Annotated in this window: 15 protein-coding genes; 1 reads left to right on the top strand and 14 read right to left on the bottom strand. The window is 41.1% G+C overall.

The features are described from left to right. Positions 1 to 2 precede the first annotated feature (2 nt). On the top strand, positions 3 to 1,568 hold the full coding sequence (ilvA, locus tag L0B53_RS07185) for a threonine ammonia-lyase, biosynthetic (RefSeq protein ID WP_235061458.1): 1,566 nt from the start codon (positions 3 to 5) through the stop codon (positions 1,566 to 1,568). Between the two features lie 84 nt (positions 1,569 to 1,652). On the opposite strand, the gene glmU is transcribed toward ilvA, so the two are convergent. The 14 genes from glmU to mnmE form a co-directional block, all read right to left on the bottom strand. After that, positions 1,653 to 3,020 carry a bifunctional UDP-N-acetylglucosamine diphosphorylase/glucosamine-1-phosphate N-acetyltransferase GlmU gene (glmU, locus tag L0B53_RS07180; RefSeq protein ID WP_235061457.1) on the bottom strand — a complete coding sequence of 456 codons (1,368 nt, stop codon included), beginning with the start codon at positions 3,018 to 3,020 and terminating at the stop codon, positions 1,653 to 1,655. A gap of 220 nt (positions 3,021 to 3,240) precedes the next feature. Continuing rightward, complete coding sequence (locus tag L0B53_RS07175) at positions 3,241 to 3,663, bottom strand: F0F1 ATP synthase subunit epsilon (protein ID WP_235061456.1); 423 nt, start codon at positions 3,661 to 3,663, stop codon at positions 3,241 to 3,243. A gap of 18 nt (positions 3,664 to 3,681) precedes the next feature. After that, the gene (gene atpD / locus L0B53_RS07170) at positions 3,682 to 5,085 is read right to left on the bottom strand and encodes a F0F1 ATP synthase subunit beta (protein ID WP_235061455.1); all 1,404 of its coding nucleotides are present in this window, start codon (positions 5,083 to 5,085) and stop codon (positions 3,682 to 3,684) included. A 36-nt stretch (positions 5,086 to 5,121) separates the two neighbouring features. Next, the gene (gene atpG / locus L0B53_RS07165; protein ID WP_235061454.1) at positions 5,122 to 5,988 is read right to left on the bottom strand and encodes a F0F1 ATP synthase subunit gamma; all 867 of its coding nucleotides are present in this window, start codon (positions 5,986 to 5,988) and stop codon (positions 5,122 to 5,124) included. Positions 5,989 to 6,034: 46 nt separating this feature from the next. Continuing rightward, on the bottom strand, positions 6,035 to 7,576 hold the full coding sequence (gene atpA, locus L0B53_RS07160) for a F0F1 ATP synthase subunit alpha (RefSeq protein ID WP_235061453.1): 1,542 nt from the start codon (positions 7,574 to 7,576) through the stop codon (positions 6,035 to 6,037). A gap of 16 nt (positions 7,577 to 7,592) precedes the next feature. Then, positions 7,593 to 8,126 carry a F0F1 ATP synthase subunit delta gene (gene atpH / locus L0B53_RS07155; RefSeq protein WP_235061452.1) on the bottom strand — a complete coding sequence of 178 codons (534 nt, stop codon included), beginning with the start codon at positions 8,124 to 8,126 and terminating at the stop codon, positions 7,593 to 7,595. Positions 8,127 to 8,143: 17 nt separating this feature from the next. Next, positions 8,144 to 8,614 (bottom strand): F0F1 ATP synthase subunit B, encoded by a 471-nt coding sequence (gene atpF / locus L0B53_RS07150; RefSeq protein ID WP_235061451.1) that lies wholly within the window; start codon positions 8,612 to 8,614, stop codon positions 8,144 to 8,146. Between the two features lie 59 nt (positions 8,615 to 8,673). Continuing rightward, a complete protein-coding gene (gene atpE / locus L0B53_RS07145; RefSeq protein WP_235061450.1) occupies positions 8,674 to 8,907 on the bottom strand; it encodes a F0F1 ATP synthase subunit C in 234 nt (77 codons plus the stop codon). 57 nt (positions 8,908 to 8,964) lie between these two features. Then, entirely contained in the window at positions 8,965 to 9,744 is a 780-nt protein-coding gene (gene atpB, locus L0B53_RS07140; RefSeq protein ID WP_235061449.1) for a F0F1 ATP synthase subunit A, read from the bottom strand. An 8-nt stretch (positions 9,745 to 9,752) separates the two neighbouring features. Next, positions 9,753 to 10,127, bottom strand: a complete 375-nt coding sequence (locus L0B53_RS07135) for an ATP synthase subunit I (RefSeq protein ID WP_235061448.1) — start codon at positions 10,125 to 10,127, stop codon at positions 9,753 to 9,755. Positions 10,128 to 10,689: 562 nt separating this feature from the next. Further along, positions 10,690 to 11,310 carry a 16S rRNA (guanine(527)-N(7))-methyltransferase RsmG gene (rsmG, locus tag L0B53_RS07130; protein ID WP_235061447.1) on the bottom strand — a complete coding sequence of 207 codons (621 nt, stop codon included), beginning with the start codon at positions 11,308 to 11,310 and terminating at the stop codon, positions 10,690 to 10,692. Further along, complete coding sequence (gene mnmG, locus L0B53_RS07125) at positions 11,311 to 13,200, bottom strand: tRNA uridine-5-carboxymethylaminomethyl(34) synthesis enzyme MnmG (protein WP_235061446.1); 1,890 nt, start codon at positions 13,198 to 13,200, stop codon at positions 11,311 to 11,313. It abuts the gene before it with no gap. A gap of 435 nt (positions 13,201 to 13,635) precedes the next feature. Then, entirely contained in the window at positions 13,636 to 14,079 is a 444-nt protein-coding gene (mioC, locus tag L0B53_RS07120) for an FMN-binding protein MioC (RefSeq protein ID WP_235061445.1), read from the bottom strand. Between the two features lie 260 nt (positions 14,080 to 14,339). After that, a complete protein-coding gene (gene mnmE, locus L0B53_RS07115) occupies positions 14,340 to 15,707 on the bottom strand; it encodes a tRNA uridine-5-carboxymethylaminomethyl(34) synthesis GTPase MnmE (RefSeq protein WP_235061444.1) in 1,368 nt (455 codons plus the stop codon). Between the last annotated feature and the right edge of the window lie 58 nt (positions 15,708 to 15,765).

Here is a 15,765-nt window from a genome sequence, read left to right as displayed (position 1 = left end):
TAATGGCACAATCCCAATCACCCAGCATTAATCAGCAGACGGAAGCACTATTAACCGGTGCCGATTACTTAAGAGAAGTTTTACGTGCACCGGTTTACGATGCAGCGATTGTTTCACCATTGCAAAAAATGGGGAAGTTATCGAGCCGCTTAGATAACAACATAGAGATTAAACGAGAGGACCGTCAACCGGTTCACTCCTTTAAACTACGTGGCGCTTATAGCATGATGGCACAGTTAACGTCTAAGCAAAAAGAAGCGGGCGTTATCGCGGCATCAGCAGGAAATCATGCGCAAGGCGTAGCACTTTCTGGTCATAAATTAGGAATTAAGGCAACGATTGTTATGCCATTAACCACCCCTGAAATTAAGACCAGTGCGGTGGCTGATTTTGGTGGCAACGTGATTCTTCATGGTGCTAACTTTGATGAAGCCAAAGCCAAAGCACAAGAGTTATCTGAGCTCCATGGCTATACTTTTATTCCTCCTTTTGATCACCCTAGGGTGATCGCTGGGCAAGGAACCATTGGCATGGAACTACTGCAACAAAACAGTCAGTTAGATTATATCTTCTTGCCTGTTGGCGGTGGCGGTTTAGCTGCTGGCGTTGCCGTTCTAATTAAGCAATTAATGCCTGAAATTAAAGTGATTGGGGTCGAGCCTGAAGATTCGGCCTGTTTGAAAGCAGCATTAGCGGTAGGAAGCCCGACCATTCTTGACCAGGTCAGTATGTTTGCCGATGGTGTTGCCGTAAAACAGATTGGCAGTGAAACCTTCCGATTATGTCAAAAGTACCTTGATGATGTCATTACCGTAAGCAGTGATGAAATCTGCTCAGCAGTCAAAGATATTTTTGAGGATACTCGCGCTATCGCAGAACCATCTGGAGCCTTGGCATTAGCGGGGTTAAAACGTTATACCGATATCCACCAGCTAAAAGATAAGAATCTCTCCTGTGTTCTCTCTGGCGCTAACTTGAACTTCCATGGTTTACGTTATGTCTCTGAGCGTTGTGAGCTTGGAGAGAAGCGTGAAGGTCTATTAGCGGTAACGATTCCGGAAAGACAAGGAGCATTCTTAGAGTTCTGTCAAATAATTGGCGGTCGTGCCGTCACTGAGTTTAACTACCGTCACTCCGATGATAGCCAAGCAAATATCTTTGTCGGTATTCGTCTTGCTGGTGGACAGAGCGAGCTGAACCAGATCATTACCGATCTGCAAGAGGCGGGCTACCCGGTTGCCGATCTGTCTGATGATGAGATGGCAAAGCTTCATATTCGCTATATGGTAGGTGGTCGTCCAGCAAAACCATTGCAAGAACGACTCTACAGCTTCGAATTCCCAGAATATCCTGGCGCGTTAGTGAAGTTTTTATCGACCTTAGGTAGTCACTGGAATATCAGCCTATTCAATTACCGTAATCACGGCGCAGACTATGGTCGCGTGTTGTGTGGTTTTGAACTACAAGAGCAAGATTTAATGCGCTTTTCTCGCCATTTAAAAGAGTTGGGATATCAATATAACGATGAGACAAATAGCTCATCTTATCAATTCTTTCTTGCCAAATAGCCATTAAAAATAGCGATACAAAAAAAGGGATAGTCAAATATCCCTTTTTCTTTATCTAAAATTTATTCATGAAAAATTAAATATTCATGATTTGATTTTAGTTGGACGCTTCCAATTCGCTACCGTTGTCGCTTTACGGGTACGAGTTAATACTAATTCATTCTCACCAACATCTTTAGTGATCGTGCTACCAGCTGCAATCGTTGAACCTTTACCGACAGTAACAGGTGCAACCAGCTGTGAATCAGAACCGACAAATACATCATCTTCTATAATGGTCTGGAACTTATTTGCCCCATCATAATTACACGTAATGGTACCTGCACCAATATTGACGCGCTCACCAATGGTCGCATCACCAATATAGGTTAAATGATTCGCTTTAGAGCCTTTACCTAACTTCGCTTTCTTCATCTCAACAAAGTTACCAACATGAGAATCACCCACCAGCTCAGCACCAGGACGAAGACGAGTAAATGGCCCTACCGTACAATCTTCACCGACCGTTGCACCTTCAATAATGCTATATGGACGCACCAGTGTATTGTCATCAATCTCACAATCTTTTAGCACAGATCCTGCTCCGATGATCACATTATCGCCGATCGTCACTTCACCTTCGATGATCACATTGATATCGATCTCGACATCTTGTCCACATTGAAGTTTTCCACGAAGATCAAAGCGAGAAGGATCTCTTAGCATGACACCCTGTTCTAATAATTTTTCGGCTTGTTGAGCTTGATAAGCTCGTTCTAGTTTTGCTAACTGAACACGATTATTCACCCCTTCCACTTCAACAGGGCTTTGTGGATGTACCGCATTAATCGCTTTACCGTCATTGTGTGCCATCTCAATGATATCAGTAAGGTAGAATTCACCTTGTGCATTATTATTATCTAATGCCGCTAACCAACGTTTTAAATCACCGCCGCTTGCCACTAATACACCGGTGTTGATCTCTTTAATCGCTAACTGTTCTGGACTAGCATCTTTTTGTTCAACGATGGCGACGACTTCACCGTCTTTACGAACAATACGACCATAGCCTGATGAATCATCCAGTACCACCGTTAGTAGACCAATGCCGCCGTCAGGTTGTGCCGCTAATAACTGCTCTAAAGTCTCTTCACTAATCAGTGGTACATCACCATAAAGCACTAACACTTGCTCATCATCAGCAAACTCAGGAGCGGCTTGCTTAACGGCATGTCCAGTACCTAATTGTTCTTTCTGTAAGATCCAATTAACCGATTCTTCCGCCAATGTTTGCTGCATTAATTCACCACCATGACCATAAACTAGGTGAATATTATCGGCTCCTAACTGGCTACATGTATCAATCACATGCTTCACCATTGGCTTACCCGCTAAGGTATGTAGCACTTTAGGCAACTGAGAGTACATACGAGTCCCTTTACCCGCTGCAAGAATAACAACACTAAAATTCATGGTGAGTCCTTTAACTAACTTTTCTGAAGTAAATAATGAATTTGATGATTGAGATAAATAGCCTCAATAATGATGAAGATAAGTATACGCTGTTTTTATCCAGATACAGAAGAGAGCGCAGACTGGAGAAGGAGGTTTTTCTATTTAAAGATAAATTATGCGATAAGAAAAACAAAAAGGCAGCCCCGAAGAGCTGCCTTTGACGTTACTTAGCAATAAATTATCGTCTGTTCTTAACCAGATCAATAACTTTCAACTGAGCAATCGCTTTAGCTAAATCACTAGCCGCCTGAGTGAAGTTAATATCATCATGCTGATTTTGAATCATCAATTCAGCTTGATTTTTTGCTTCCTCAGCCTTGGCTGCATCCAAATCTTCACCACGGATTGCGGTATCAGCTAGCACAGTAGTTGAGCTAGGCTGAACCTCCAAGATCCCACCAGAAAGGTAGATAATCTCTTCGTGTCCATGTTGTTTAACGATTCGAACCATCCCAGGCTTTATGGCGGTCAGCAGCGGAGTATGGCCAGAATAAATTCCTAGCTCACCTTCGCTACCTGTCACCTGAATTGTTTCAACCAGACCAGAAAACATCATTTTTTCTGCACTGACAACATCCAGATGGAAGGTTATCGCTGCCATGTCGCCTCCTACTCAGGTTTAAAGCTTCTTAGCGTTCTCTAATGCATCATCAATAGAGCCACAGTACATGAATGCCTGTTCAGGAATGTCATCGTACTCACCCGCTAATAGGCCACTAAAGCCATGGATGGTCTCTTTTAGTGATACATAAACACCAGGGTCGCCAGTAAATACTTCTGCTACGTGGTAAGGCTGAGTTAAGAAACGCTCAATCTTACGTGCACGAGATACAGCAAGCTTATCTTCTTCAGAAAGCTCATCCATACCTAGGATTGCAATAATATCTTTAAGTTCTTTATAACGCTGAAGTGTCTGTTGAACACCTTGAGCAACGTCATAATGCTCTTGACCAACAACCAATGGATCTAGCTGACGTGAAGTCGAATCTAGTGGATCGATTGCAGGATAAAGACCTAAAGATGCGATTGCACGAGAAAGTACAACCGTTGCATCCAAGTGAGCAAAGGTAGTTGCTGGAGATGGATCCGTTAAATCATCCGCAGGTACGTATACAGCCTGAACAGAGGTGATAGAACCGCTCTTCGTTGATGTAATACGTTCCTGAAGAACACCCATCTCTTCAGCTAGTGTAGGCTGATAACCTACCGCTGAAGGCATACGACCAAGAAGTGCAGATACTTCTGTTCCCGCTAGGGTATAACGATAAATATTATCGATAAACAGCAGTACGTCTTTGCCTTCATCACGGAAACGTTCAGCGATAGTCAAACCTGTCAGGGCAACACGTAAACGGTTTCCTGGTGGCTCGTTCATCTGACCATATACCATGGCAACTTTTGACAGTTCAGGGTTTTCAACGTTTACAACGCCAGCTTCCTGCATTTCGTAGTAGAAGTCGTTACCCTCACGAGTACGCTCACCAACACCTGCGAATACAGAAAGACCTGAGTGTTTTAGTGCGATGTTGTTGATAAGTTCCATCATGTTGACGGTTTTACCTACACCAGCACCACCGAATAGACCGATTTTACCACCCTTTGCGAATGGACAAATCAGATCGATTACTTTAACACCTGTCTCTAATAGTTCATTTGCATTTGACTGCTCTTCGTAACTCGGAGCTTCGCGGTGAATTGCATAGCGTTGTTTCTCGCCAATATCACCACATTCATCAATTGCATCACCTAGAACGTTCATAATACGTCCTAGAGTTTCAGTACCTACTGGTACTTCAATTGGGCGACCAGTATTTTCTACTGTTAAACCGCGACGTAAACCATCAGAAGAACCCATAGCGATTGCACGTATTACGCCACCGCCAAGTTGTTGCTGCACTTCTAATACTAATCTGTTTTCAACGTTAGCAACATTCAGGGCATCATATACTTGTGGTACTGATTCCTGTGGGAACTCTACGTCGACTACCGCACCGATGATCTGGACGATCTTACCTGTAGCCATCGTTAATCCTCTAAACTAAATTTATTAACCTTTGCATTAAACTGCAGCAGCACCAGAAACAATCTCAGACAGCTCTTGCGTAATCGCCGCTTGTCGTGCTTTGTTATAAACTAATTGCAGTTGATCTATTAAGTCTTCTGCATTATCTGTTGCTGCTTGCATCGCAATCATTCGAGCAGCTTGCTCACAAGAGAGGTTTTCCACCACTCCTTGGTAAACTTGAGACTCTATATAGCGAACCAATAGCTTATCTAAAAGCGCTTTTGGTTCAGGCTCATAGAGGTAATCCCAAGAGTGTTTACGATGCATCTCTTTGTCGTCAGACTTAACCAAAGGCAGTAGTTGATCGATCACTGGCTCTTGTACCATCGTATTTACAAAATGGTTGTAAACGATATACAAGCGATCCAGTTGGCCTTCATTATATTTCTCTAGCATTACGCCTACAGTACCGATCAAATCATCAAGAGCAGGTGTATCACCTAATCCTGACGTTTGAGCAGCCACTGAGCCGCCATAACTATTAAAGAACGACGTCGCTTTTGAACCAATTAGTGCTAGTTCAATGTCTGCATTAGCAGCTTTCTGCTCCTGCATACTTGTGAGGGCTTTTTTAAACAAGTTAATGTTTAAGCCACCACAAAGACCACGGTCAGTTGAAATAATAATGTAACCTACTCGCTTAACATCACGCTCTTCTAGGTATGGATGTTTATACTCTAGATTTGCGTTAGCGACATGACCGATCACGTTGCGCATTGTGGTCGCATAAGGACGGCTGGCTTCCATAGTATCTTGCGTTTTACGCATCTTAGAAGCAGCAACCATCTGCATTGCCGAAGTGATCTTCTGTGTATTTTGTACACTTCCGATCTTATTACGAATCTCTTTTGCGCCGGCCATTGTTACTCTCCGATTAAAGGGTGACCTAATTTAGGCCACCTACGCATTACCAGGTCTGGGTCTCTTTGAAATCGTCCATTAACGTAGTTAATTGAGTTTCGATTTCTCCGTTATAAGCACCCGTCTCATCGATTTGTTTAACCAAATCAGCGTATTTGCCCTTCGCATAAGAAAGTAACGCAGCTTCGAAGTCAGCTAGCTTATCTAGTTGAACATCAACTAAATAACCTTTTTCTGCAGCAAAGATAACCATTGACTGTTCAAATACAGACATTGGTGCATACTGCTTCTGCTTCATTAATTCTGTTACTTTCTGTCCATGGTCTAGCTGTTTCTTCGTTGCTTCATCAAGATCTGATGAGAACTGAGCAAACGCGGCAAGTTCACGATACTGAGCTAGTGCGGTACGGATACCACCAGATAGCTTTTTCATGATCTTAGTCTGCGCTGCACCACCAACACGAGAAACCGAAATACCCGGATCTACAGGAGGACGAATACCAGCATTGAATAGCTCAGTCTGTAAGAAGATCTGACCATCAGTAATCGAAATTACGTTGGTAGGTACGAATGCAGATACGTCACCAGCTTGAGTTTCGATAATAGGAAGCGCTGTTAAAGAACCAGTCTTACCTTTTACCGCACCGTTGGTAAACTTCTCAACATACTCTTCATTTACGCGAGCTGCACGCTCTAGTAGACGTGAGTGTAAGTAGAATACATCACCAGGGAATGCTTCACGACCAGGTGGACGACGAAGAAGTAGTGAGATTTGACGATATGCTACCGCTTGCTTAGATAGATCATCATAAACAATCAGTGCATCTTCACCACGGTCACGGAAGTACTCACCCATTGCACAACCAGAGTATGGTGCTAGGTATTGTAGAGCCGCTGATTCTGATGCTGATGCAACAACAACCGCTGTATTTTTCAGTGCATCATGCTCTTCAAGCTTACGTACAACGTTCGCAATCGTAGATGCTTTCTGACCAATCGCGACATAAACACATTTAATACCAGAATCTTTCTGGTTAATAATTGCATCGATCGCAAGGGCTGTTTTACCAGTCTGACGGTCACCGATGATTAATTCACGCTGGCCGCGGCCAATTGGAATCATTGCATCGACAGCTTTATAGCCAGTTTGTACTGGTTGATCTACCGATTTACGTGCGATTACACCAGGTGCAATCACTTCAACCGGAGAGAACGTATCGCTATCTACAGGACCTTTACCATCGATCGGAGCACCTAGTGTGTTTACAACACGACCAAGTAGACCAGGACCAACAGGAACCTCTAGAATACGTCCAGTACTTTTAACTTTCATGCCTTCACGAAGGTCGGCATATGGGCCCATTACAACAGCACCTACTGAGTCTGGCTCAAGGTTAAGTGCTAGAGCATAACGGTTGCCCTGAATTTCAATCATTTCCCCTTGCATAACATCTGCAAGGCCATGGATTCGAAGGATACCATCACTTACTGAAACGATAGTACCTTCATTGCGCGCCTCTGTAGCAACATTGAATTTTTCAATTCTCTGTTTGATCAGATCGCTAATTTCCGTGGAATTAAGTTGCATTGCTCCAATCCCCAAATCAAGATTGCAGTGCATCGTTCAGACGAGCTAGCTTAGTTCGTACTGAGTTATCGATGACCAAATCTCCGGCTCGAATAATAATCCCTGCTACCAGGGCTTCGTCTACACTGCAATTCAGCTTAATTTTACGCTCTAAGCGTTTTTCTAATTTCGCACCAATCTCTTTCTCTTGCGCTTTTGATAACGCAACAGCAGAAATTACATCGACATCCATTTCATGTTTTAACTCTTGCCATAGCAAGATAAACTGATCTGAGACTTCGGGTAGTGCTAAAAGACGCCCACTTTCAGCCATCACTTTAATAAAGTTCTGACCATGTTCGTTGAGTTGTTCACCACAAACACTAACAAATATTTCAGCCACTTTTTCAGGAGTTAACGCCCCATCTAAAAGCTGGTGAACCGTTTCGTTTTTGGCTACTTCTGCGGAAAAAGCTAGCATTTCTGCCCACTTATCCAACGATTTATTCTCAACGGCAAAATCAAAAGCTGCTTTAGCGTAAGGGCGTGCGATAGTAGTCATTTCCGACATGTTGCTTGCCCCTCGTATTAAAGTTCTGCAGTGACTTTATCAAGAATATCCTGATGCGTAGCGGCATTAACCTCACGCTCAATGATTTTCTCTGCACCGATAATGGCTAGTGTTGCAACTTGCTTACGCAAATCATCACGAGCTCGATTCTGTTCTGTTTCTATCTCAGCTTGGCCTTGAGTAATAATTTTTACTCGTTCAGCTTCAGCCTCATCTCGAGCTTCATCAATGATCTGAGCTTTACGCTTATTCGCCTGCTCTATAATGTCAGCAGCAGAGCGTTTTGCCTCTTTCATTTGATCAGAGGCGTTAGCTTGTGCCAGTTGCAAATCTTTTGTTGCTCGTTCAGCAGATGCTAAGCCGTCAGCGATATTTTTCTGACGTTCTTCAATAGCAGCAACTAACGGTGGCCATACATACTTCATGCAGAACCAGACAAAAATAACAAAAGCTAATGCTTGGCCAAGCAGAGTCGCGTTGATATTCACAGCGCAAATCCTCTTGTAATTAAAAACAAATAGCGTACGTTCAGTTCAAGTGTGGTTGATTAACCGGCAACAGCAAACATTACGTACAGACCTAGACCTACCGCGATCATAGGGATCGCATCTACAAGACCCATTACAATGAAGAATTGAGTACGTAGAAGAGGAATTAGATCAGGTTGGCGAGCAGCACCTTCAAGGAACTTACCACCTAACATACCAATACCAATCGCAGCACCGATTGCCGCAAGACCCATCATTAGACCAGCTGCCAAGTACAACAGTCCCATATCCATACTTTTACTCCAAATTTTTAACTAGTAAAAACGCATTGCGTTTAATTTAAATTTTAATTAATGATCTTCAGATGCTTGAGATAGATAAACTATCGTCAGTACCATAAAGATGAAAGCCTGCAAAGTTATGATCAGAATGTGGAAAATTGCCCACGGCACTGATAATAACCATTGTATACTCCAAGGTAATAGACCCGCGATCAAGATAAAGATCAATTCACCAGCATACATGTTTCCGAAGAGACGTAGACCAAGTGAAACAGGTTTAGACAGTAGAGTAACCCCTTCAAGGACCAAGTTAACAGGAATAAATACCCAGTGGTTAAACGGTTGTAGTGTCAGCTCTTTAATGAAGCCTCCCACACCTTTAATTTTAATGCTATAGATTATAATTAAAGCAAACACGCCTAACGCTAAAGACATCGTAATGTTAACATCAGCAGAAGGTACAACTCGCAGGTAAGGCACACCTAATAATTGAGCGGCATGAGGTAGAAAATCAACTGGAATTAAATCCATGAAGTTCATTAAGAAGATCCAGACAAAGACCGTCAACGCCAACGGCGCAACTAATTTACTACTTCCGTTGTAAATGTCTCTTACTGACCCTTCAACAAACTCAATGATCATTTCTACAAAACACTGAAGTTTACCCGGAACTCCACTGGTTGCAGTCACAGCAACACGGCGGAATAGCCAAATAAACAACGCACCTAACCCAACCGAAACAATGATTGAGTCCAGGTTAATAGCCCAAAAACCAGATCCCACTTGCAAATGCGTCAAGTGGTGAGAAATATACTCTTGCGAAGTAAGGACTTCTCCTGTTGCAGCCATTAGTTTTCCTAGTAACGGTTGTTGTAAAAAATAGATACTATCCACTGTGTAAATATTGAAAGTAGGTAAGTCACATACAGTGAGATAATATGAATATCCATGTATATATAAACCAATGCAAATAAAATAACCGTTAAGGCTATTTTTGCAAACACTCCCAAATACACATCCATGACTAATTGGTAAGCACTCTCGTCTTTTGCTTTATGGGCTAAAGAGATGAGACTTGCCACTAAGTACGGAATAATGTGAACAATACCCCCAACTATGGCGGAATAGCCTGTTACAGATCCCTTTGTTACAAACCAGATAGATGCTGTAACGATTGATATAACCAATTGAAAAGCTACAGTAATAAAAACGAGAGATCGCTCTCCAGACATACTCACCACACCTTAACAATTAATGTTATCAATTTGATTATCGTAGAAAGGTAACTTTGAACTTCCCTTGTTACAATAAAGTTTCCAATCAAATTATACATTTGAGTTACCTATTTGCAACTATTCCAGATGAATAATTATAGATAATACGTACATTTATATAGTAAAAACATTACTAAGCAATAATAATACCTTAATAATTAAGAGGTTATACATAATTGTAAGTAAAAATAACACGTTAATAATGAATAAATTATTTATCGATACTTACATATAAGCAATCAATGACAGAAACGCTTTTCTGTTTCTGTTCTCTTTTACTTTTGACTATATAAAAATAAATTAAATATAATTGGTAAATATTATTTTAATCTTACCGATAAAGGTTGCCAATCAATAAATATGAAAACATATCTGCCAAAAATAAACACCCAAAAAGAGGTGGTCATTATCAACATATGAAACTAGTTAAGTTCATCAATATAAAGGAATATATATTAATAAATCAAACTACCCATAAAATAGGGATATACACTTATGGGTAGTTTAATTAGGAGGAGAGTTAAGAGGCTTTAATCAAAACAAGATGTCTTTCACCATCAAGTTGAGGAACTTGTAGGTGGTCTATTTTTTCAACTTTACACCATGTTGGTAACTCATCGATCTCTTGCTGAGGATAAACCCCTTTTAGTGCTAAGAAACGACCATGCTCTTTTGTTGGTAAATGACGACACCAACCCACCATGTCACTCATTGAAGCGAATGCACGACTCAAGACTAAATCAAACCCTTCTTCACTCTCAAATTCTTCAACTCGACTCTGAACAGGAGTGACGTTTTTTAATCCTAGCTCATGTACAACTTGGCGGATAAAACGAATACGTTTTCCCAGACTATCCAATAAGGTAAATTGTTTATCTGGATTAATGATTGCCAGAGGTAAGCCTGGTAATCCAGGACCCGTACCAACATCGATGAAGGTATTACCATTAAGATATGGACTAACAACAATACTATCTACAATATGTTTAGTCAGCATCTCATTGGGATCACGAACGGAAGTTAGGTTATATGCCTTGTTCCATTTATGTAGCATCTCAACCAGAGCAACTAATTTATCTAGTTGCTCTTCTGTCACGGTTACCTCTGTTTGCTCAATCAGTGCTTTTAACTTCTGTTTCATTTACTCACCCTTTTTTAGTAAGCCTTGCTTTTTCAAATGAACAAGCAGAATAGAGATAGCGGCAGGCGTAATGCCTGAGATTCGAGAGGCAATCCCCATTGTTGCAGGTTTGGCATCAGTCAACTTAGCAATAACTTCATTCGATAAACCCTTAACTTGCTTATAATCTAAATCAACCGGTAACTTGGTTTTTTCATGGCGCAAAGATTTGGCAATTTCATCTTGTTGACGATCGATATACCCTTGATACTTAACTTGGATCTCGATCTGTTCTGCCGCTTGTCGATCCTCGATTCCAGGACCTAAACCATCAACTTTCATAAGATCGTTATAATTTGTCTCTGGACGACGAAGAAGATCTTCAATAGACGCTTCTCTTGCCATTGGTGTTTTTAGGTTTGGATTTAATTGTTCAGCTTGTTCACTACTAGGCTGGACATAAATGCTTTTTAAACGTTGTTGTTCTTGAGCAATGTTTTCCATCTTTTGGTTAAAACGTTGCCAACGAGCATCATCGACTAAACCTAATTCACGACCAAGTTCCGTTAAACGAATATCGGCATTATCTTCACGTAAAGTTAAACGGTATTCTGCACGAGAAGTAAACATTCGATAAGGTTCTTTGGTTCCAAGTGTTGATAGATCATCAACAAGTACCCCAAGATAAGCTTGGTCTCGACGTAAAGTGACACCTTCTAAATCAGATGCATAACGTGCCGCATTTAATCCTGCAAACAAACCTTGAGCAGCGGCTTCTTCGTAACCTGTAGTACCATTAATCTGGCCAGCAAAGAAAAGACCACTAATATACTTAGTTTCAAATGTTTGTTTTAAATCTCTTGGATCAAAGAAATCATATTCAATCGCATAACCTGGACGCATAATATTGGCATTTTCAAATCCTACCATTGAACGTACGATTTCTAATTGAACATCAAATGGTAAGCTGGTTGAGATCCCATTTGGGTAAAGCTCATGGGTCGTTAAGCCTTCAGGTTCAACAAATATTTGATGGCTGTTTTTATCGGCAAAACGCATCACTTTATCTTCAATAGAAGGACAGTAACGAGGACCAATACCTTCAATTACACCCGCATACATTGGACTTCTATCTAGATTATTGCGAATAATGTCATGGGTTTTTTCATTGGTATGAGTCACGTAACATGGGATCTGTTGAGGATGATCCTTCTGACTTCCCATATATGAAAATACAGGACAAGGATCATCACCATGTTGAGCTTTCATGACAGAGAAGTCGACAGTACGTGCATCAATACGAGGAGGTGTCCCTGTCTTTAAACGATCAACACGTAACGGTAGTTCTCGTAAACGTTGAGCAAGGGAGTTTGACGGTGGATCGCCAGCTCGACCACCGGCATAATTATTCATGCCAATATGAATTTGACCACCTAGGAAAGTACCTACGGTTAATACCACAGATTTAGCTCTAAATTTAAGCCCCATCTGAGTGATAACACCAACGACTTTATCGTTTTCAACAATAAGATCATCAGCAGCTTGCTGAAAGATCATTAAGTTAGGCTGGTTTTCTAATGCAGTACGAACAGCAGTTCGGTAGAGAGCTCGGTCAGCTTGAGCTCGAGTTGCGCGAACAGCTGGACCTTTAGATGAATTTAAGGTACGAAATTGAATGCCCCCTAAATCAATCGCTTTAGCCATTAGGCCACCAAGGGCGTCAACTTCTTTGACCAGATGACCTTTACCGATCCCACCAATTGCTGGGTTACAGGACATTTGCCCTAAGGTATCAATATTGTGGGTTAAAAGTAGGGTATTTTTTCCCATGCGTGCAGAAGCCATCGCTGCTTCAGTGCCGGCATGTCCACCACCAATAACAATGACATCAAATTGATCTTGGTAAAACATAATTTATCCTCTGGTATAAATTAGAAAGGAGACGATCGAGGTAAAAGAGGCGGCATTCTATCCTGTTTTAACTCAACTGAAAACCTACTTCGATCGTTAAGAAATCAGAAATATCTAATCTCTTAATATATATAAGATCTTTATATAGAGATCTTTTATTAGATCTATTATTAGTAAACCACGATCCTGTGGAAAAGCGATAAAAGATCCTAATGATCATGGTGTTATAGAGGATCATAATGTGTGTGTATTTTGGGATCTTTCTGGTGAATAGCTGGGATCAAAATAGAGGGTTATCAACAGGGGGTTGGAGGGGTAGATCTTATTAAAGGGATAACTAATGGTTGATCACCGGTTAGATCTATAGTTATCCACAGAAAAAAGATTAAAAAAAGTTCATTTGAGCATAACTTTTTTTATTAAATTCACTATTTTTTACTCGAAAATACCATTTTCAATCTGAGTATGGAGCCAAATTTCAGCTTCTTCTTCTGGGATTGGAGTGTTTAAAACATCAATTTCAGTTAATGGAGCGATTATATTTGCCCCTTTTTTACTTAATAATTGAGAAAATTGATGACCAGCTAAGCAAAATGTATCGTAACTGCTGTCTCCTATTGCAATGATGGTATAAGAGATATCAAGCTTCGTCTGGGCTTTTAATTGCTCAATAAATGGAAGAATATTGTCTGGATAATCACCCGCTCCATGGGTAGAACAGACAATTAACCAGATAGAATCGAGAGATATTTCAGTCAAATTAGGCTGATTGTGGATAGAAATTTGATGATTATTTTGCTCTAAAATTTCAGCAATATGATCACCAACATACTCTGATCCACCTAATGTACTGCCAGTAATAATCGATATTTTTGACATTCTTTTATCCTTTTTTCTTAAATTTAATGGTATTTATACCCAAAATAATTGGTGTTGTTAGTCGACGAAAAGTGATTGAGGCGACGAGATCTAGCCTTAATATTAATAGTATATAGACTCAACAGCTTTAAATTAATATAGATATATTATGATTCTAACACTGTTGATTTCAGTGATAAAAAAAGAGCCCTAGATATGGAAGTATCTAAGGCTCTATCATTTTCATGGCGAGTGAAGCGTTATATTTTATACGTGCTTTATTACTTACCGATACAGAATGATGAGAAAATACGGGTTAATAGATCATCAGAACTAAATTCCCCGGTAATTTCTCCCAATGCTTGTTGGGCCATCTTTAACTCTTCAGCTAGCAATTCTCCTGCCATGTAGCCTTCAAGCTGCTGTTGACCGATATCCAAGTGTTCCATTGCTAAAGAAAGGGCTTCTAAGTGGCGACGACGGGCCATAAAGCCTCCTTCAGACATTCCTGCATAACCCATACAAGACTTTAAGTGTTCACGAAGAGCATCAACACCATTACCTGTTTTGGCTGATAAACGGATTAGCGTATTACCTTGCTGTTCTTCTAAGCCTAATAATTCTTCGGTAATATCCGCTTTGTTACGGATCACGGTCATTCCGACATTAGTTGGCAGCTTATCGACAAATTCTGGCCAAATCTCTTCAGGTAAAGTCGCACTTGTTGTTGTACCATCCACCATAAATAAGACGCGATCAGCTTCGGCAATCTCTTGCCATGCTCGCTCGATTCCAATACGCTCAACCTCATCTGAGGCTTCTCGTAAGCCTGCAGTATCAATAATATGGATAGGCATGCCATCGATATGGATATGTTCTCTTAGCACGTCTCTGGTGGTTCCTGCTATCTGAGTCACAATCGCTGAATCTCGACCAGAAAGTGCATTGAGTAAGCTAGATTTACCTGCATTTGGCCGACCAGCAATCACAACTTTCATCCCTTCACGCATAATCGCGCCTTGATTCGCCTCTTTTTGTACCGCTAATAAGTTATCAATAATTTTTTGAAGTGCAGCTGCGACTTTGCCATCGGCAAGGAAGTCGATCTCTTCATCGGGAAAATCAATGGCGGCTTCAACATAGATGCGAAGATGGATAAGTGACTCCACCAGCTCATTCACTCGCTGTGAAAAGACACCTTGAAGAGATTTTAATGCTGATTTGGCTGCTTGCTCTGAACTTGCTTCTATCAAGTCAGCAATTGCCTCAGCTTGCGCTAAATCGAGTTTATCATTGAGATAAGCTTGCTCTGAAAATTCACCAGGTCGAGCGGTACGGATACCTGGGATCTCTAGAATACGTTTAATCAACATATCCATAATGACAGGACCGCCGTGACCTTGTAGCTCTAAAACATCTTCGCCTGTGAACGAATGAGGATTTGGGAAATAAAGCGCGATGCCTTGGTCAATAACGTCACCATTGGAAGCTTTAAAAGGCAAGTAATCGGCATAGCGTGGCTTTAACTCTTTCTCAACGACTTCGGCAATGACTTGTTTGACCAATGGACCTGAGACGCGAATGATGCCTACACCACCTTGTCCAGTTGCGGTTGCTTGGGCGACAATTGTTTCAATTTTTTCAATCATAAAATCACTCGTAACGGCTGATAAGGCTTATACCCTTCTTCGTTTGAAGTCGCTAGGT

It is taken from the genome of Vibrio sp. SS-MA-C1-2, assembly GCF_021513135.1.
Classification (GTDB): Bacteria; Pseudomonadota; Gammaproteobacteria; order Enterobacterales; family Vibrionaceae.
Note: the sequence above shows the minus strand (reverse complement) of the source record. Positions and strands in the feature narration are given on the sequence as shown.

Excerpts from the sequence above, each read along its gene's own strand:
- ilvA (WP_235061458.1), top strand. The coding sequence starts at position 3 with ATGGCACAATCCCAATCACCCAGCATTAATCAGCAGACGGAAGCACTA.
- glmU (WP_235061457.1), bottom strand. The coding sequence starts at position 3,020 with ATGAATTTTAGTGTTGTTATTCTTGCAGCGGGTAAAGGGACTCGTATG.
- L0B53_RS07175 (WP_235061456.1), bottom strand. The coding sequence starts at position 3,663 with ATGGCAGCGATAACCTTCCATCTGGATGTTGTCAGTGCAGAAAAAATG.
- atpD (WP_235061455.1), bottom strand. The coding sequence starts at position 5,085 with ATGGCTACAGGTAAGATCGTCCAGATCATCGGTGCGGTAGTCGACGTA.
- atpG (WP_235061454.1), bottom strand. The coding sequence starts at position 5,988 with ATGGCCGGCGCAAAAGAGATTCGTAATAAGATCGGAAGTGTACAAAAT.
- atpA (WP_235061453.1), bottom strand. The coding sequence starts at position 7,576 with ATGCAACTTAATTCCACGGAAATTAGCGATCTGATCAAACAGAGAATT.
- atpH (WP_235061452.1), bottom strand. The coding sequence starts at position 8,126 with ATGTCGGAAATGACTACTATCGCACGCCCTTACGCTAAAGCAGCTTTT.
- atpE (WP_235061450.1), bottom strand. The coding sequence starts at position 8,907 with ATGGATATGGGACTGTTGTACTTGGCAGCTGGTCTAATGATGGGTCTT.
- atpB (WP_235061449.1), bottom strand. The coding sequence starts at position 9,744 with ATGGCTGCAACAGGAGAAGTCCTTACTTCGCAAGAGTATATTTCTCAC.
- L0B53_RS07135 (WP_235061448.1), bottom strand. The coding sequence starts at position 10,127 with ATGTCTGGAGAGCGATCTCTCGTTTTTATTACTGTAGCTTTTCAATTG.
- rsmG (WP_235061447.1), bottom strand. The coding sequence starts at position 11,310 with ATGAAACAGAAGTTAAAAGCACTGATTGAGCAAACAGAGGTAACCGTG.
- mnmG (WP_235061446.1), bottom strand. The coding sequence starts at position 13,200 with ATGTTTTACCAAGATCAATTTGATGTCATTGTTATTGGTGGTGGACAT.
- mioC (WP_235061445.1), bottom strand. The coding sequence starts at position 14,079 with ATGTCAAAAATATCGATTATTACTGGCAGTACATTAGGTGGATCAGAG.
- mnmE (WP_235061444.1), bottom strand. The coding sequence starts at position 15,707 with ATGATTGAAAAAATTGAAACAATTGTCGCCCAAGCAACCGCAACTGGA.